The following is a 17,228-nucleotide window of genomic DNA, read 5'->3' as shown; positions in this document are numbered from 1 at the left end:
GCCTTGCTATGGCCAGTGACTGGGAAGTCGACGTACAACTGCTGATGGACATTGCCGACGGTGAGTGGGAGCGGCTACAGCAGGGGATGGTCGACTCGATGGCGGCGGAACCGCAGTACGAAATCGTACCGACTGCCACGTCCAACGGCCCGACCGGCGCCTTCTTCTCCGTCGGCGCCACTGTGCAGATATCGGCCGACACGCCCGGCAAGGCGGCGGACATCGCCGTGGCCGTGACGCGCAAAGCCCTCCGGTTGGCTGGAGCGGCCACGGACCGTGGTGTGACGGAAGTCAACATCCGCCAGGGCGACGTGGACCCCCGCCTTCTGGGCCGGTAGGTGGGCGCCGGTGACGCTCGTAGCGAGGGCCGAGTCTGCGGTGACCCCGAAGGAGGGGTCGGACTGGGTGTGCAGACAGAGGAGGCCCGCCGCGCGCTCGTCGAGGGCGTGGCCGCCTGCCCGCACTGCCGCCCGGACACGGGGCTCGGCGTGCTGGAGTAGCCCAGGAGGCGTGGCCGGGCCGGGGCCGGGACGCTGGTGGTGTGGAGGACCCGATGCGCGTCGCGCTCGCCGAGCCCGTGACCGCACCGCCGCGACCGTCGCCGCGATCCCCAACCCGCTGAAAGCGACCTGCGCGACGATCCTTCCGCCGCTTGACGCGTCACCCCGGCCGACTTAGCGAGCGACTTTCAACCCTCACCGTGGACCGGCCTGCCCGGCCGGAGGGCGGTGGTGAAAGGGTGCACCTGTCGGCGTATCGGAAATTCCTAATCGACTCGAGTCGAGCCCTTCAGTACGGTTCCATCACGGCGGGATTTTTGCAGCAAATGGCGTTTATCACGCCCCGGGGGATCTTCCGTCAGCTCGCTCTCGAAACGGGAAGGGATTTTCATGAATTACAAGATGCTGCGGATTGGTGCGGCTACTGTGTTGGCCGCCGTCACGCTTGGTGCAGCCGGTACGACGGCTCAGGCTGCAACTCACGATCACCGGACTGCAATCGTCCGGAGCTCGGTGGAGCCGAACTCCGATCGGGCGCTCCTCGCCTACCTCAACTCCCCTGAGGGGCAGCCGCTGCTGAAGGGCTCAGAGATCCCTCAGGCGGATCTCGCGGCAGCAGCCAACACGCACTCACCCGAATCCAAGGGAATTATCGACAGCGTCAAGAAGAAGGCGCTGAAGGCAGCTTGGGAATCACTCCCCAGCAAGTGGACGAAGGCCCTCGAAAAGGCCGCCAAGAAGGGTAAGGGAGCCTTCAAGGAGGCGTTCAATAAGCTCCCCAAGAGCGTCAAGAAGATCCTCACTGTCGGAGGCACCCTGGCGTACGATGACGTGATCGATTGGCTGCTCGACATCATCCTCTGAGCCTGTCAACCGAAAGGGAAAGGCGCCCCGCCCCGAGGCTTTCACGGTGGGGCGCCCACTCCGTTTTTGTGTCACCGTGAAGCGAAGGGGTGCCTTTCATATGGCCGACGTCGAGGAATCCAAAGACGTTTTCAGTTTGACCGCATACATAGTCCCGTTTTCGGGTCTTTCTGTTGGCCGTCACCTTGCAGAGAAGAGTGCAGAGCAAGGGAGGCCGGTCATTTATTGGATCTCCTTTGCTATCTTGACTCTGTCTGGGATGTCTGCAGGGGCCAGAATCTGGCGCATGTGGAAAGTACACAAGCGTGCCCGACAGTCTTGGTGGGTGCGGATCATGAGTGGTGCGCTCGGCTTGGTGCTCCTCTACTCCGTGTACTGCTTCATAAACGCTCTTCCGGATGTCCTCTGACTAAAGACCGTCGCGCCCTACTTCCTGAAACACTTACAGGAGCGGAGCATCGCGCGCACCCGCCGGTGGATCGAGGCCGAAGAGCGACGTGAGGCTGTGCGGCGGCGTGGCGAGGAGCGACGCTCACCCAGGGCTGGCTCATCGAGCAGGGCCTCGCCGGGCGCGCCCCGCTGTACGTGCACGTGGGCGGCTGCCACATGGGCGCGAAGGGCCGCGGTGTCACCGCCGACGAGGCGCGGCGGGCCCTCGTCGAGGGCGTGGACGCCTGCTCGCACTGTCGGCGGGACACCGAGCTCGGCGTGCTGGACTAGCCCAGCGGACGGCGTCACTGCCCGGGCTGGAGGCCGCGAGCAGCAGGAAGTCGTCCTGCCCGTACACGTACCGGCACCACGGGCACACCAGCTGTGTCTCGCCCCGTTGGTGCCGCAGGACGGCCCCGCACACAGCCCCGGAGGGGTCGGCGGCCACGCAGTGCCCGATGCGGCGGCCGCGGTCCGGCAGGGCGCCGACGACGGACGGGGCGGCGCCCTCGAGCTCGCGGACCTCGCGGGCGAGGTCGCCCGCCGCGGGGTAGGCGGCGGCGATCCACTCCAGGCTCATGCCGAGCCAGCGCGCGGCGGCAAGGACTCGGTGCTCGATGGTGCCGGTGATGGCGGGCTGCCCCCAGCCGCGCACGCGTTGGACGTCCGCGCGCCACGACTCCAGAACGAGGGCGATGCCGCCGTAGCGGAGGTTGAGGGCGGCCTCGTCGACGGGCAGGCGGGCCCCGGCCCGGCCGCGGGCGACGGGCCCGGTGCTGCCGTGGGCGGCGGGGGCGAGGAAGGCGGCGAGCGCGTCGTACACGCGCGGGAGCCGGGTCCAGACGCTCGGCGAGCGCGCGGGTATCGCCGGGGCAGAGGTAGCCGTGCTCCAGGTCGCGCTCGTACCGGCCGCAGGTGGCGCTCATGCCGCGTTCCGGTCGTCGTAGTGGGCGACGAGCGAGGTGAAAACCACGGTCTCACGCGGGTTGAGGGGGTGCCGTCCTGGATGGCGGGCCGGGCCGGCGGTCGCGGGGTGAGCGGGCGGCGCGGGCTGGGGCGGGCGGCGAGCTCGGCGCGCGCGGACGTGGACGCGGGCCCGGCGGCGGCCTCGCAGCGGCCGCACCAGTGAGATGCGCAGGCACAGTCTGAACTGCCTGGAGGCTCGGGGCGGCTCGGGCAGCGGATGGCGCGTCGGGCAAGGTCGTGAGGGCCTGATGGGATGACCTCCCAAGGATCTCCTAAATGATCTACAAAGAGCCCCGTACCGATCTTGGTACGGGGCTCCGCTGCAGTTCAGACCCGGTGGGCGCGGACGGTTTCGAACCGCCGACATTCGCCTTGTAAGGGCGACGCTCTACCCCTGAGCTACGCGCCCGGACGAGTGGACAGCCTACCTTGCCGGTGGCGGTGGACCGCAAACCCGTGGCGGGCCCCCGAGCGGCCGGGGGGATATCCCCACCCCGGATCCGGTAGCGGCCCGGATCCTCCGGGCGCGCCCCGCTCCCTACTGTCGGAGGTGAGCTCGCGGCAGGGGTCGCGAGGGGGCTTCCAGGGGAGAGAACGTCATGAGCACCGCCCACAGCCGCCGCCCGGGTCCGCTGGGGCCGCGGAGCGCGCGGATCCTCGCCGGTGTCGGCACCACGGCGGCGGTCCTCGGGCTCGTCGCCGCGTGCGGGGCGAGCGCCGAGGACGACAAGACGCCGGACCGGCGGACGTTCAGCCTGCCCGGGCGGACGCTGACCGTCGACTCCGACGACTCCGCCCTGGACGTCGTCGTGTCGGACCACGTGAAGGACGTCCGGGTCACGCGCTGGTTCGACGGGCGCACCGTGCTCGGCGGCAGCCCCAAGGTCACGTGGAAGCAGAGTGCCGAGGGCGACAAGCTCACGTTCCGGGTGAAGTGCAGCGGAGTGATCAGCAATTGCTCCGCCAAGCACCGCGTCGTCGTACCGCGCGGCGTCGCCGTGACCATCCTGAACCGCGACGGCCAGGTGACCGCGAGCGGCTTCCGCGAGCCCCTGAAGGTGCGCACCGACGATGGCAGCGTGACCGTGCGGAACTCCAGCGGGCCACTGGACCTGAGCAGCACCGACGGGTCGGTGCGGACCGACGGCGTCACCTCGAAGCGGGTCAGCGCCCGCTCCCGGGACGGTTCCGTGTGGCTCGAACTCGGCGCCGTACCGGACCGGGTGCGGGCGCGCAGCACGGACGGTTCCGTGACCGTCGGCCTGCCCGACGCCCGGTACCGCGTGGACACCCGGAGCGTGGACGGCGGCGTCGACGTGTCCGTGCCGCGCGCCGACGACAGCCCGCACCGGGTGTCGGTACGCAGCGTCGACGGCCACATCACGGTGCGCGCGGCGAACTGACCACCCCGTGTGTTCGTCCTTCACCGGTGGGAGAATGTGACACCGGCCTGGCAGGGCGGACGACAGCACGGGAGAGGGACAGTGACGGCGACACCATCGCAGCCACACAGGTGTGGCACGGCCCCCTCTGCCTTTCCGCCGCGGCCGGTGGCCCCTTCCGCCTCCGGCGCTGTGCGTCGCCGTCTCCTCGCGCGTGCCGCGCGATCCGCAGGCCGTACGCGGCTGGGCGCGCCCACGCGGCGGAGCCGCACCGTGTCTCGCCCCGCGCCCCTTCCCGGGGCGTTGGCGCTTGCCCTGCTTCCCCTTCTCCTCGCCGTGGCGCCCGCCGCCTTCACCGGGGGCGGGACGCGGCGGTGGTTCGGCGGGCGGGGCGAGGGCGCGCGGGCCGACGCGCAGGCGGCCAAGGACGCGGCGGCGGCCGCGTTCTACGAGCTGGACACCGCGCAGCGGGACCTGCGGATCTCCATCGAGACGATCGTGGCGGTGGACTCCTCGCCCGCCGCGCGCCGCGCCGCCGCCGACTTCGAGGCCTTCGGGCAGCGCATCGACGAGGTCAGCCACCAGTACATCACCGCGGTCGACGCGCACGACCTGGACCGCGACGACCTGGAGGCGTCCGCCGCGACCCGGGCGCGCACCGAGCTGACGGCCGCCAAGGACGCGCTCGGCCGGACCAAGCAGGACCTGGACCGCTTCTCGCAGGGGCTCGGGCCGCTGCTCGACAAGGCGGAGACCCAGCTCGCCCGGCTCGCCCCGGCCGTGGAGCGGGCCCGCCAGACGCTCCTCGCCGCGAGCAACGCCCTGGACGCGGTGCGCGGCGCGGGCCTGAAGGCCGACGACCTGGCGGGGCGGCTCGCCGCGCTCGCGCCCGAGCTGACCAAGCTCAACCAGGGCGCGGGGCAGCACGGCGTCGCCGACACGCTGCAGCGCGCCGACCGCGTCGTACGCGAGGCGGAGGCCGTCCGCGCGGAGGCGGAGCGGCTGCCCGAGCGAGCCCGCGACATCGACCGGCGCCTGGTGTCGCTGCGCACCCGCGCCCAGGCCCTGACCACCCGCAGCGAGCAGGTCGAGCCGGTCCTCAGCGAGCTGCGCCGCCGCTTCACCGCGGCCTGCTGGCAGGACCTCCAGCGCGTCCCCGAGCAGGCCGAGGAGAACGTACGGCAGGCCGAGGCCAAGCTGGCGGAGGCCCAGCGGGCCCGTGAGGAGCAGCGGTGGCCGGACGCGACGGCGCGCCTGTCGACCGTGCGGGCCCTGCTCGACTCCACCGACGAGGCGGTGTCCGCCGCCGGTGACCGGCTGCGGCGGCTGAACGAGGTCTCCAAGGACCCGCAGGCGGAGATCGAGCGCACCCGGTTCGCGGTCCGGGACGCCCAGCGCCTGGCCATGGCGGGCCGCCAGCGCCCCGACCCGCGGGACGCCCGCCCGCTGGACGAGTCGGTGGCCCGTCTGGACCGCGCGGTGGAGACCCTGGAGGGCCGCCACCCCGACTACTGGCAGTTCCTGACCGAGATGGAGGCCGTGCGCGCGACGGCGGCCCGGGTGGTCGCGCGGATCCGCGAGGAGCGGGGGCAGGGCGCGGGCTGAGCCCCGGGCCCCGCGTCGGGGCGGCCCGGCGGCTGTGCGAGCCTGAGGGCATGACCGAGGGTGTGCGCAAGAGTTCGACCGACGGTCCGGCCGCGGGTGCGGCCGGTTTCCTCGCCGCGCTGCGGGCCCGGCGGCTGCTCGCCATCGTGCGCGGCCGCGACCCGGAGGCGTCGTTCCGTACCGTCCTGGCGCTCGTCGAGTCCGGGGTGCCGCTGGTCGAGGTCTCGCTGAGCGGCTCCGACGCGCTCGGCGTGCTGCGCAGGGCGCGGGCCGAGCTCGGCGCGGACGCGTGGCTCGGCGCGGGGACGGTCCTGACCGCGGACGACGCCCGGCGCGCGGCCGGGGCGGGCGCGAACCTGATCGTGACGCCCGGCCTCGGCGCGGGCGTCGACACCGGCCTGGAGCTGGGCCTGCCGGTGCTTGCGGGCGTCCTCACACCGACCGACGTGATCGCCGCGAGCGCGGCGGGCGCGACCGCCCTGAAGGTCTTCCCGGCGTCGGCGACGGGCGGCCCCGACTATCTGAAGGCGCTCCGCGGACCGTTCCCCGGCCTGCCCTTCGTCCCCGTCGGCGGCGTGGACGCGGACGCGGCGGCGGCCTATCTGGAGCGCGGTGCGACAGCGGTGGGCGTCGGCTCGCCGCTCGTCGGGGACGCGGCGGACGGCGGCGACCTGGACGCGCTGCGGCGGCGCGCGCGGCGGTTCGCGGAGGTGTGCGCGTGAGCGGGGTGAGCGCGGCCGGCGGCCCCGGCCCGGACGTCCTCACCTTCGGGGAGACCATGGTCGCCCTGCGCGGCGCGGGGCCGCTGAAGCTGGGCGGCACCATGACCGTGTCCGTCGCGGGCGCCGAGTCGAACGTGGCCGTGGGCCTGGCCCGGCTCGGGCACCGCGCGTCCTGGGCGGGTGCCGTCGGCGACGACGAGGCCGGTGAGCTGGTCCTGCGGACGCTGCGGGCCGAGGGCGTGGACGTCACCGGCGCCCGCCGCGACCCGGACGCGCCCACCGGCCTGATCCTCTTCGAGCCGCGTCTTCCGGAGGTGACGCGGGTCCACTACTACCGCTCCGGCTCGGCCGGTGCCCGCGTCGACGCCCGGGCCGTCGCGCGGGCCTTCGCCGCCGCGCCGCCGCGCCTGCTGCATCTGAGCGGTGTCACCCCGGCCCTCGGCGAGGCGGCCCGCGCCGCCTGGGAGGGCGTGCTGCGCCTGGCGCGCGAGCACGCCGTGCCCGTCTGCCTGGACGTCAACTTCCGCTCCCGGCTGTGGAGTACGCGGGAGGCGGGGGCCTTTCTGCGCCCCTGGCTGCCGGCCGTCGACGTGCTCGTGGCCTCCGCCGACGAGCTGCCGGTGTGCCTGCCGCCGGACGAAGGACCGGCCGACGTACGGGAGTCGGCCGAGCGGCTGCTGCGGCTCGGCGTCCCGGAGGTCGTCGTGAAGCTGGGTGCGGACGGCGCCACCGCGTACGGGGACGGGGGCGCGGCGTGGCACCGCCCGGCGGTGCCGGTGCGCGTCGTCGACACCGTGGGCGCCGGGGACGCGTTCGTCGCCGGGTACCTCTCCGCGCTGCTCGACGGCGCGGACGTGCCGGGGCGGCTCGACCGGGCGGTGACCACCGGGGCCTTCGCGGTCGCCTCGCGCGGGGACTGGGAAGGCGCCCCCACGCGGGCGGAGTTGGGGCTGCTCGGCGCGGCCGACGTGCTGCGCTAGCCGCAGCAGCCGCCGCCGCAGCACCCTCCGCCCCCGCCGCCGCCACCGCCGGCGGGGGCCGGGGCGGTGCCGCCGACCGCCACGGTCGACAGGAGCTTCACGGTGTCCTCGTGGCCGGCCGGGCACACGGCCGGGTCCGCGGACTCCGCCATCGGGCGGCTCAGCTCGAAGGTGTCGCCGCAGGGGCGGCAGCGGTACTCGTAACGGGGCATGCCCCAAGATTACGCCGCGCTGCGCCCCAGACCCGCCCCTTCCCGAACCAGGGGCTGCCGCCCCTGGCACCCCGCCCTTTTCGCGCTGGCGCGCTCGTCCTCAAACGCCGGACGGGCTATATATAGCCCGTCCGGCGTTTGAGGACGAGGCGCGGAGCGCCGACAAACGGGGGGCCAAGGGGGCGGAGCCCCCTTGATCGGGGAGGGGCGCCCGCGCGCGGAGCGCGCTCATGGGCACAGCGGGGCGCACCGCGAGGGTCACTCCGACAGGAGGCGCCGCGCGATCGACTCCCCCGCCGCGACCCCGGCCTCCGGCACCACCACGAGCCCCGGCGTCGTCCAGCCCACCTCGGCCAGCTCCCCGTGCGAGGGCCGGAAGGCCCGGTCCGCCGCGGCCAGCAGGTCCGCGTCCAGCAGGGAGTCGCCCGCGGCCAGCGTCTCGTCGGCGCCGGCCCGCCGCGCGACCTCGCGCATGGCCGCGCTCTTGGTGAGCGGCCGCGGCACGGCGTACACCTTGCGCCCCTGGAGCGAGACGGTCCAGCCACGCTCCCCGGCCCACGCGGCGAGCTCCTTGACCCAGCCGTCCGGCAGCAGGGCGCGCTCGACGACCAGATAGGCGAAGAGGTCTTCGGCGACGCGCTCCTTGAGCAGCCAGGCCGGGTCCGCCGTGCGCAGCAGATGGGCGCGGACCTCCTCCAGGGGGGCGCACTCCGCGGCGATGCGCCGGTCGACGGCCGCGCGCCAGGCGAGGTCGGGGACGCCGTCGACGAGCAGCTGGCCGCCGTTGGCGCAGATCGCGTACGCGGGCGCGGGGCCCGGCAGATGGATGCGCGCGTACTGTTCGCGCGTGCGCGTGGTCGTGGGCACGAACACGGTGGCCCGGCCGAGCTCCGCGAGGAGTCCGGCCGCGGTCTCCGTGACGTACGACAGGGGCTTGCCCTCGTACACCTCGACGCACAGCAGGCGCGGCGCCTCGGCGTCGGGCATGCGCAGGCCGAGCGCGGCGGCGGAGTAGATGAGGGTCCGGTCGAGGTCGCTGGCGACAAGACGGACGGGGCGGGCGCTCACGCTCCGGTCACCGCCTTGCCGTCGGCGCCGGTCGCCCCGCGCGTGTACTGGGGGTGGATGAGGCCCACGCAGGTGTACGGGAGTCCGTCCACCTCCTCGACGGGCACGCCGCGCTGGGCGGCGAGCAGCCGGACGTGGTCGAGGTCGGCGCCCGCCCCGGCCCGGGCGAGGATCTTCCACGGCACGCGGCGCAGGAGCACGCGCGTGGTCTCGCCGACGCCGGGCTTGACGAGGTTCACGTCGTGGATGCCGTACTCCTCGCTGATCCGCTCGACGGCGGCCCAGCCCTCCCAGGTGGGGGTGCGGTCGGCGGCCAGGATCTCCTTGACCCGCCGGTCCACGGCGTCGCCCACCTCGTCGAAGCGGGCGGCGACCGCGTCCACGAAGTCGGCGGAGACGTCGGCGCCCGCGAGGTCGCGGTAGAACTTCGCGCCGTGGAAGTCGTCGGGGCCGACGAGGTCGGCGCGCAGGACGGTGCGCGAGACGAGGCCGGAGACCGTGGAGTTGAGGCAGGCGGAGGGGATGAGGTAGTCCTCGCGGGTGCCGTACGTGCGCACGCAGGAGCCCGGGTCGGCGAGCACGGCCATGTCCGGGTCGAAGCCGGTGACGCCCTCGGCCTCCTCGAACTCCCGTATCGCGGCGGCGAGTTCGCGGGTGATGGCGCCCTTGCCCGTCCAGCCGTCGACGAACACGACGTCGGCCGGGTCGTGGTGCGCGGCGAGCCAGCGCAGCGCGTTGGCGTCGATGCCGCGGCCGCGCACGATCGACACCGCGTAGTGCGGCAGGTCGAGGCCGTGGCGGTGCAGCGCCCAGCGGCGCATCAGCACGCCGACGGGGGTGCCCGCGCGGGCCAGGGAGACGAGCACGGGGCGGGGCGAGCGCTCGGCGAGGACCGTCTCGGTGACCGTGCCGACGGCCTCGGCGATCCGGGCGGCGGAGTCGTCGAGCGCGGCCCGGAACAGCTCCTGGTACTGCGCGCTCGGCTGGTACTCGACGGGCAGCGACTCGGCGTAGTGCGCGCCGCCGCTCTGGATCGCCTCCTCGCGCTCCTCGGTGGGCGCTTCGAGCGTGACCGCCGACAGGTCCTGGAGCAGCCAGCCGACGTCGTCGGGCGCGTACGAGGAGAAGGCGGGACCGCGGAGGGGTTCGGGCAGCACGGACGGGGACCTTTCGGGTGCGTACGAGGGCACGACGGCGAGCAGCACGTGCCCGGTGTGCGCGGACAGGCGGGCGAGCAGTCCGTCGGGGGCGTGCAGGGCGGGGGTGTCGGCGGCGGAGTCGACGACGGCGACGACCGCGTCGAAGCCGCCGCCCGCCACGTTGTAGGCGTAACGGTCGCCGGGCCCGTCGGCGGGGTCGTCGTGGGCGGGGAAGACGAGCCGGGTGCGGATGGCGTAGCCCGGGTCGTCGACGGCGAGGACGGGCGAGCGGGTGGTGGTGGAGTAGCGGACCTCCGCCGCGCCGCCGAGGTGCCCCTCCAGGGCGACGCCGAGCGCGAGCGGCGCGTACATCAGCTCCTCGAAGCCGAGGACGAGGACGCGCCGGGCGCCCTCGGGCAGCGCCCGCGCGATCCGCTCCGCCATGCCGGGCAGGGCGGCGGCCAGGCGCGCCCGGTGCGCGGGCGTGAAGCCGTGGCGGCCGCCGTCGGGGACGCCGTCGGGCCAGGCCAGGGGCACGCGGGTGACGGGGGCGGGCGCGGCGCGCGGCACGGGCGGCGGCTCCGCCGCGCCCTCGTGCGCCTCGACCAGGGCCCGGCCCTTCTCCAGGACGTCCTCCGGCAGTCGCACGGTGCCCGACGCGAGGGCCACCAGGTCGACGCGGGCGCCGATCTCCGCGGCGAAGGCGTGCAGGCGGTCGCGGTCGGCTGGGGCGCGCATGTCGACCAGGGCCACGATGACGTACCGCTCGCGGGGGAAGCGCGCGTGCAGGTCGCGGATGGTGTTGAGGACGGTGTTGCCGGTGGAGAACTCGTCGTCGACGAGGACGAGGGTGCCCGCGCCCGCGAGCAGCCGGGGGTCCTCGGGGAGCAGCAGGTGGGAGGTGGCGTGCGAGTGGGCCTCCTCGAAGCCGCCCGCGCGGGCCACGCCCGCGACGGGGCGGCGCGTCGAGTGCAGGTAGGGGGCGTCGCCGACGCCGTCGGCGACGCAGTGGCCGAGGCCCGTCGCCGTCTCCGCGTAGCCGAGGACGACGGCGTGCGCGCACGCGTCCGGGCCGAGCAGCTCGCGCACCCGCAGGCCGAGCTCGTACCCGGAGCGCCGCACCACGGACGGCAGCTGCGGCACGTGCTTGCCCAGCACGTTCGACACCAGGAGGTGGGCGCGCCTGGGGTTGCGGCGCAGCGCCAGCCCGAGCAGCTCCCGCAGGTCGTCGCCGACGAGCTCCACACCCAGCCGCTCGGCGACCCACGTACCGGACCACACCACGTTCTCAGACGCCCTTTCGTCACTCATTGTCATGCCCTGCCACCTGCTGTCACTTCGCCGTTCGCTCGCCCCATCAGATGGACACTCCCGCCGAGAGCAGCTCCACGAAGCCGACGTCCTCGCGCGCGACGCCGAAGACCTCGGCGCGGCGCAGAGTCCGCTCGGCCCAGGCGCGGTGCGGCTTCACCTCGTTCATCTTGTTCGTGTACGCGGAGCGCATGACTCCGCCGCCGTCGCGCTCGGGGCGCAGGATGTCCCGGGCGTCGCCGTACTCCTCGTGGCTGACCACGGACAGGGCGTGCACGGGCATGACGTGCGAGGGGTGGATGCAGGTCTTGCCGAGCAGGCCGTTGGCCCGGTCCAGCTCGATCTCGCGCAGCAGGCCGTCGAGGTCGTGCTCGATCAGGGCCTGGCGCAGCTCCTCGGCGCGGACCTCCAGGAACGGGCTCTGGCGCAGCTGCGGCTTGAACATCCGCTCCTGGACGCGGAAGTACTCCCACACGGGCCCGGTCACGATGAAGCCGGTCCCGTCGGCGCGACCGAGGTGGTTCACGACGTCGCCGATGACGGAGGCGACGATCTGCACGTCGTAGGCGGTCATGTGCGGCGGCCTGCGCAGGCCGTACGCCGAGCAGAAGTCGGTGACGCCGAGCCGCAGCGCGAGCACCCGGTCGCGGTACTTGTCGACGGTGCGGGCGATGCCGGCGATCGTCTCGGCGCGGCTCTCCAGATGGAGGAGCTGCGGCGATTCGAGGACCGGCATGGCGAACAGGCGCCGTCCGCTCGCCGTCTCGGCGGCGGTGAGCGACTCCAGGAACGGAACGCCCCGCTCCTCGGTGAACTTCGGCAGTACGAATCCGGACAGGAGACGGACCGCGGGGCCGAGCCTCCGGGTCAGATCGGGGATCTGCTCCGGGTCGCGGACACGGACGAAGAGCAGCGGAGGCTCGGCGTCCGGGCGCTCGGCGAGATCCCGGAAGTGCCGGATCAGATTTTCCTCGGCGCCGACGACCTCGGCGTCGTCGATGGAGTCCTCCAGGCAGATGACCATCGAGATCACGCCACGGCCAGCCTGTTTGAGGATGTCGTCGGCCAGGCGCGGCCGCGTGGCCGGGCTGTACAGCGTGGCGCCGAGAGCGGCGGCGATGAGCTGCGGCGGGGAGTCCGCGGTGAAGGCGCACGGCTCCCTGTGAAAGAGGCGCTCTCGCACCTCTGGGGCTATGTGCCCGAAGTGACGCATGGGGTTCCCCTGGGATTCTCCTGTTTCCGCCCGCATCGCCTCTGCGATCCGAAGACGTGGCCGGTAATAGTACGTAAGAGCGGGTGTCGGAGGTTCCCCTCGGGCGTGAAATCCAGGTAACCCGGCCATGACGCACACCTCGGCACCACACCGGCACAGTCGGATGTCATAGGACAAGAGGCCCCAAGGGGGCGTCAAGGGGCAATCAACGGCGCTTCAAGACGTACGAGTGTCCGAAAACAAGCGGTCGGCGGACGAGGCCTGAGGACCGGCGGATCGGGGAAGGCCGGAGTCCGGGACGGCCCCCGGGCCCCACGTTGTCCCGGCCGGGACGAGGAAGGCAGGATGACGGCATGACGCACGCGATGTTGAAGGGGTCGAACGTCCCGCTGGAAGCCACCGCGGTCCGCGCGGTCCTGCGCTGGACGCTGAGCCAGGGCTCCCCCGTCGTCGACGCGTCGGCGCTGCTGCTCGGCACCGACGGCCGGGTGCGCTCCGACGAGGACTTCGTCTTCTACAACCAGCCGCGCCACCCCTCGGGGAAGGTCTGGCGCCTGGGCCAGAAGCGCGTCACCGAGGGCACCGCCGTCCATCTGACCGACACCGTCCAGGCGGACCTCGCGGGCCTCGACGCGGCCGTCGACCGGGTGCTTCTGGTCGCCTCCGCCGAGGACGTGCCCTTCGAGCAGGTGCGGGCGCTGCGGATCCTGCTGTACGACGCCTCGCCCGCCGCCGCTGCCGCCGCCGAGCCGCTCGCGTACTTCGACATCACCCCGCAGACCGGCGCCGAGACCGCGCTGATCTGCGGCGAGCTCTACCGCCGCGGCGAGGGCTGGAAGTTCCGCGCCCTCGGCGAGGGGTACTCCAACGGCCTGGTGGGCCTCGCCACCGACTTCGGCATCTCCGTGGACGAGTCGGAGGCGGTGCCCGAGCCGACCCCGGACGCCTCGCTGCCGGGCGGGCCCGGCGCCGCCGCACAGCCCTCGGCCGCCCAGCAGCCCTCGGCCGCCCACCCCGTGCAGCCGCCGCCCCCGGCCCGGCCGGAGCCCCACACCCAGTACCCGGTCGCGCCGCCCGCGCCCGCCATCGCCCCCCAGCCCGCGTACGGCTACCCGCCCCAGCCGCCGCGCTACCCGGCGCCGGGGCCCGCCTACGGCTATCCGCAGCCCGCGGCCGCGCACGTCACCCAGCCCCCGGCGGCGCCCCAGCCCGCGTACGGCTATCCGCACCCGGTCGCGCCCGTGCCCGACCCGGCCTTCCGGATGCCGCCGCAGGGGCCGCAGTTCCTGCCGCGCTGAGCGGGGCGCGGGCGGCGGCTCAGCCGACCTTGGACTTGTAGCCGCGGCCCCACTGCAGGCCCCAGCCGTAGAGCCGGTCGAGCTCCGCCTGGAAGCCGTAGACGAACTTCACCTCGCGGCGCACGATCAGCTCGTCCTTGATGTTCTCGATCAGGACCACCGCGCACGAGCGGGCCTGCGGCTGGCGCTCGTCCAGGTCGATCTCGATCCGCGGGCCGTTGCTGGGGTAGAGCGTGACCTTGGCGTGGGTGCGGTCGAACGCCGGGGTCTGGTCGTAGATGTAGACGAACACCAGGAGCCGCTTGATGGACTCCCGGTGGTCGAGGTTGACGTACAGCGTCTCGCCCGTGCCCGAACCGAACCGGTCGTCGCCGCTGCCCTTCACATAGGGCGGCGAGTTGATGCTCCCGAAGAAGTTGCCGAGGGGCTGCACCACGCCCTTGGCGCCGTCCGCCAGCTCGTACAGACAGCCGAGGTCGAGGTCCACATTGACCATGCTCTGGGTGTGCGCCTGGACCTCTTCGGGCTGGAACAGCTTGAAGGGGTGGCGCAGCAGACCGCCGCCGCGCTTCTTGCCGATGAGGTCGGACGTGCGCATCTGCCAGGACAGATTGACGCGCAGATTACCCGTGGCCGCGCCCTGTTTGGTGAGCGAGACCATCGGATGCCGCTTGGTCAGCTCGATGGCGTTCGTCGCGGCCGCGCCCGCCGCGAAGTCCATCGCCCGCCCGGGCCGCAGACCGTCGAAGAAGCCCATGCCTACCCCCCACTCGATGCCCCGGTCACCGTCCGCCCGCGCCCCCGGGCGGCCGGGGAGCCGCGCCCCAACAACGGCCCCGAACAGAAGAGTTCCTCGCCGGAGCCGGTGTCACACGTCCCGTCCAGTGATCCGGATCTCACCGTACGGCAGCGCCCGGACGCCACTGGCGGCGCCCCCGTGCCGGGGACGCCGCCAGTGCGGTGCTCGTGGCCGGGCCGGGGCCCGGGGCGGTCAGACGCCTGAGGAGACCTCGGCCTTCTCGTCCGAGCCCGACTGCCCCTCGGCCGCCGCCAGCGCCTTGTTGCGGCGCACGGACGACCAGAAGGAGGCGCCGATGAGGATGACGCCGATGGAGCCGGTGATGAGCTCGTGGATCTCGAACTGGATCGTGACGAGCAGGACCCCGGCGAGCGCGCCGATGGCGTAGTGCGCGCCGTGCTCCAGGTAGACGTAGTCGTCGAGGGTGCCCTGGCGGACCAGGTAGACCGTGAGCGAACGGACGTACATCGCGCCGATGCCGAGGCCGAGCGCCATCAGGACGATGTCGTTGGTGACCGCGAAGGCGCCGATGACGCCGTCGAAGGAGAACGACGCGTCCAGGACCTCCAGGTAGAGGAACATGAAGAACGCGGCCTTGCCGGAGAGCTGGATCACCGAGACCTGCTTGCCCTTGGCCTTGGCCTCCTCCTCGGCCTCGTGCTCGCGCTCCTCCTCTTCCTCCAGCTTGTCCTCGAAGTAGCTGGAGAGACCGCCCACGATGAGATAGGTGATCAGACCCGCCACACCGGAGATCAGGACCGTTTCCGCCTTGTCGGCGTGGGTGCCGCCGTGCTGGTGCGCGTTCTTGGCGAAGGTCATCGCGGAGACGAGCAGCACGACGAGCGCGATGCACACCGACAGCATGTCGACCTTGCCGAGCTTGGCGAGCGGGCGCTCGAGCCAGCTCAGCCACTTGATGTCCCGGTCCTCGAAGACGAAGTCGAGGAAGATCATCAGCAGGAACATGCCACCGAAGGCGGCGATGGACGGGTGCGCGTCCGTGACCAGCTGCTGGTACTGGTCCTTGTCGTTGAGCGCGAGCTTGACCGCTTCGATCGGGCCCATGCTCGCGCTGACGGCGACGATCACGACCGGGAAGACGAGGCGCATGCCGAAGACGGCGATGAGAATGCCGACGGTGAGGAAGATCTTCTGCCAGAAGGCATTCATCTTCTTCAGGATCCCGGCGTTGACCACCGCGTTGTCGAAGGACAGCGAGATCTCGAGGATGGACAGGATCGCCACGATCCCGAACGCCGTCCACCCCCCAAAGAGCACCGCTGCGACCAAGCCGAGCGCAGTGACTGCGAACGACCAGCCGAAGGTTTTCAGAACCACTGGCTACCCAATCGTGTGTGTACGGGTCTCCCCCGCGCCGTCCCCGGCCGCTCGCGCTGCCGGGGGCTTCCCGGGACCCCTGCGAGCCGACCGCGTCAGCTGTTTGGGGAGCCCGGGCAGAGTCCTTTAGGAAACATTGACTCCGAAGTCTAGAGCGATGCCCCGCAGACCGGACGCGTACCCCTGACCGACGGCGCGGAACTTCCATTCGCCGCCGTAGCGGTAGACCTCGCCGAAGATCATCGCGGTCTCCGTGGAGGCGTCCTCGCTGAGGTCGTAGCGGGCGAGCTCCTGGCCGTCCGCCTGGTTGACCACGCGGATGAACGCGTTGCTGACTTGGCCGAATGTCTGTCCCCGGTTGTCCGCCTCGTGGATCGAGACCGGGAAGACGATCTTGTCGCAGTGGGCCGGGACCTTGGACAGGTCCACGAGCAGCGACTCGTCGTCCCCCTCGCCCTCGCCCGTGAGGTTGTCACCGGTGTGCTCGACGGAGCCGTCCGGGCTCTTCAGGTTGTTGTAGAAGACGAACCACTCGTCGCCCAGGACCCGGCCCGACTGGCACAGCAGAGCACTGGCGTCGAGGTCGAAGGGGGCTCCGGTGGTGGAGCGAGCGTCCCAGCCGAGTCCGACCATCACCTGGGTGAGGTCGGGTGCGGCCTTGGACAGGGAGACGTTTCCTCCCTTGGCGAGTGTGACGCCCATGATCGTGTCCTCCCCGGGGTGGTGCCTGCCGTTGGGCTGTGGTGCTGAGCGCGTCCGGCGCCGCACTCGGGAGTGCGGCGCCGGACGGCTCGGGTCGTGCGGACTGCTCGGCTCAGACGTTGACGCCGAAGTCCTGCGCGATGCCGCGCAGGCCCGAGGCGTAGCCCTGGCCGACGGCGCGGAACTTCCACTCCGCGCCGTGGCGGTAGAGCTCGCCGAAGACCATGGCCGTCTCCGTGGAGGCGTCCTCGGAGAGGTCGTAACGGGCGATCTCCGCCTCGCCGGCCTGGTTCACCACACGGATGAAGGCGTTGCGGACCTGGCCGAAGGACTGCTGGCGGTTCTCGGCGTCGTAGATGGAGACCGGGAAGACGATCTTCTCGACGTCGGCCGGGACGGCCGCGAGGTTGACCTTGATCTGCTCGTCGTCGCCCTCGCCCTCACCGGTGATGTTGTCACCGGTGTGCTCGACGGAGCCGTCCGGGCTCTTCAGGTTGTTGAAGAACACGAAGTTCTGGTCGCTGGTGACCTTGCCCTCCGCGTTCGTCAGGATGGCGCTGGCGTCCAGGTCGAAGTCCGTACCGGTGGTGGTACGGACGTCCCAGCCGAGGCCGATCGTGACCGCGGTCAGACCAGGCGCCTCCTTGCTCAGCGATACGTTGCCGCCCTTGCTGAGGCTGACTCCCACGAGTCCTCCCAA

The 17,228-nt window shown here is 72.5% G+C and carries 17 protein-coding genes and 1 tRNA gene; 9 read left to right on the top strand and 9 right to left on the bottom strand.

Annotation, left to right across the window (positions count from 1 at the left end; translation table 11 throughout):
* The first annotated feature begins 8 nt into the window (after positions 1-8).
* The 4 genes from AC5WAM_RS28980 (at position 9) to AC5WAM_RS28965 (ending at position 2,084) form a co-directional block, all read left to right on the top strand.
* Positions 9-338 (top strand): hypothetical protein, encoded by a 330-nt coding sequence (locus AC5WAM_RS28980; RefSeq protein ID WP_495519331.1) that lies wholly within the window; start codon positions 9-11, stop codon positions 336-338.
* A complete protein-coding gene (locus AC5WAM_RS28975) occupies positions 339-500 on the top strand; it encodes a DUF6233 domain-containing protein (protein ID WP_495519330.1) in 162 nt (53 codons plus the stop codon).
* A gap of 390 nt (positions 501-890) precedes the next feature.
* The gene (locus AC5WAM_RS28970) at positions 891-1,364 is read left to right on the top strand and encodes a hypothetical protein (RefSeq protein ID WP_495519329.1); all 474 of its coding nucleotides are present in this window, start codon (positions 891-893) and stop codon (positions 1,362-1,364) included.
* A gap of 585 nt (positions 1,365-1,949) precedes the next feature.
* Positions 1,950-2,084, top strand: coding sequence for a DUF6233 domain-containing protein (locus AC5WAM_RS28965; RefSeq protein ID WP_495519328.1), 135 nt, complete (start codon positions 1,950-1,952; stop codon positions 2,082-2,084).
* A gap of 1,012 nt (positions 2,085-3,096) precedes the next feature.
* On the opposite strand, the gene AC5WAM_RS28960 is transcribed toward AC5WAM_RS28965, so the two are convergent.
* Positions 3,097-3,168, bottom strand: a tRNA-Val gene (locus tag AC5WAM_RS28960).
* Between the two features lie 190 nt (positions 3,169-3,358).
* Here AC5WAM_RS28960 and AC5WAM_RS28955 point away from each other — a divergent pair.
* The 4 genes from AC5WAM_RS28955 to AC5WAM_RS28940 all read left to right on the top strand — a co-directional run bounded on the left by AC5WAM_RS28955 (position 3,359) and on the right by AC5WAM_RS28940 (position 7,448).
* Positions 3,359-4,162 (top strand): DUF4097 family beta strand repeat-containing protein, encoded by an 804-nt coding sequence (locus AC5WAM_RS28955; RefSeq protein WP_366794741.1) that lies wholly within the window; start codon positions 3,359-3,361, stop codon positions 4,160-4,162.
* A gap of 222 nt (positions 4,163-4,384) precedes the next feature.
* On the top strand, positions 4,385-5,746 hold the full coding sequence (locus tag AC5WAM_RS28950) for a hypothetical protein (protein ID WP_495523668.1): 1,362 nt from the start codon (positions 4,385-4,387) through the stop codon (positions 5,744-5,746).
* 50 nt (positions 5,747-5,796) lie between these two features.
* Positions 5,797-6,468 (top strand): bifunctional 4-hydroxy-2-oxoglutarate aldolase/2-dehydro-3-deoxy-phosphogluconate aldolase, encoded by a 672-nt coding sequence (locus tag AC5WAM_RS28945; RefSeq protein ID WP_366794739.1) that lies wholly within the window; start codon positions 5,797-5,799, stop codon positions 6,466-6,468.
* Between the two features lie 5 nt (positions 6,469-6,473).
* Positions 6,474-7,448 (top strand): sugar kinase, encoded by a 975-nt coding sequence (locus AC5WAM_RS28940; protein ID WP_495523667.1) that lies wholly within the window; start codon positions 6,474-6,476, stop codon positions 7,446-7,448.
* Here AC5WAM_RS28940 and AC5WAM_RS28935 read toward each other — a convergent pair.
* The 4 genes from AC5WAM_RS28935 to AC5WAM_RS28920 all read right to left on the bottom strand — a co-directional run bounded on the left by AC5WAM_RS28935 (position 7,445) and on the right by AC5WAM_RS28920 (position 12,391).
* Positions 7,445-7,660, bottom strand: a complete 216-nt coding sequence (locus AC5WAM_RS28935; RefSeq protein WP_138959511.1) for an FmdB family zinc ribbon protein — start codon at positions 7,658-7,660, stop codon at positions 7,445-7,447. The genes AC5WAM_RS28940 and AC5WAM_RS28935 overlap by 4 nt on opposite strands.
* 258 nt (positions 7,661-7,918) lie before the next feature.
* Positions 7,919-8,647, bottom strand: a complete 729-nt coding sequence (locus AC5WAM_RS28930) for an HAD family hydrolase (RefSeq protein WP_366794024.1) — start codon at positions 8,645-8,647, stop codon at positions 7,919-7,921.
* Between the two features lie 77 nt (positions 8,648-8,724).
* Positions 8,725-11,178: a phosphoribosyltransferase gene (locus AC5WAM_RS28925; RefSeq protein WP_495519327.1), complete on the bottom strand. Its 2,454-nt coding sequence runs from the start codon at positions 11,176-11,178 to the stop codon at positions 8,725-8,727.
* A 46-nt stretch (positions 11,179-11,224) separates the two neighbouring features.
* A complete protein-coding gene (locus AC5WAM_RS28920; protein ID WP_495519326.1) occupies positions 11,225-12,391 on the bottom strand; it encodes an HpcH/HpaI aldolase/citrate lyase family protein in 1,167 nt (388 codons plus the stop codon).
* 353 nt (positions 12,392-12,744) lie between these two features.
* Here AC5WAM_RS28920 and AC5WAM_RS28915 point away from each other — a divergent pair, with 353 nt between their 5' ends.
* Positions 12,745-13,689, top strand: coding sequence for a TerD family protein (locus AC5WAM_RS28915; RefSeq protein ID WP_495519325.1), 945 nt, complete (start codon positions 12,745-12,747; stop codon positions 13,687-13,689).
* 19 nt (positions 13,690-13,708) lie between these two features.
* Here AC5WAM_RS28915 and AC5WAM_RS28910 read toward each other — a convergent pair whose 3' ends face one another.
* From AC5WAM_RS28910 to AC5WAM_RS28895, 4 genes are all read right to left on the bottom strand, one after another.
* Entirely contained in the window at positions 13,709-14,446 is a 738-nt protein-coding gene (locus AC5WAM_RS28910) for a TerD family protein (RefSeq protein ID WP_366794011.1), read from the bottom strand.
* Between the two features lie 234 nt (positions 14,447-14,680).
* Positions 14,681-15,826 carry a DUF475 domain-containing protein gene (locus AC5WAM_RS28905; RefSeq protein WP_366794010.1) on the bottom strand — a complete coding sequence of 382 codons (1,146 nt, stop codon included), beginning with the start codon at positions 15,824-15,826 and terminating at the stop codon, positions 14,681-14,683.
* A 126-nt stretch (positions 15,827-15,952) separates the two neighbouring features.
* Positions 15,953-16,528, bottom strand: a complete 576-nt coding sequence (locus AC5WAM_RS28900) for a TerD family protein (RefSeq protein WP_495519324.1) — start codon at positions 16,526-16,528, stop codon at positions 15,953-15,955.
* A 112-nt stretch (positions 16,529-16,640) separates the two neighbouring features.
* Positions 16,641-17,216 carry a TerD family protein gene (locus AC5WAM_RS28895; RefSeq protein WP_366794009.1) on the bottom strand — a complete coding sequence of 192 codons (576 nt, stop codon included), beginning with the start codon at positions 17,214-17,216 and terminating at the stop codon, positions 16,641-16,643.
* Between the last annotated feature and the right edge of the window lie 12 nt (positions 17,217-17,228).

The organism is Streptomyces sp. JLYT201, from assembly GCF_059448825.1.
Note: the sequence above shows the minus strand (reverse complement) of the source record. Positions and strands in the feature narration are given on the sequence as shown.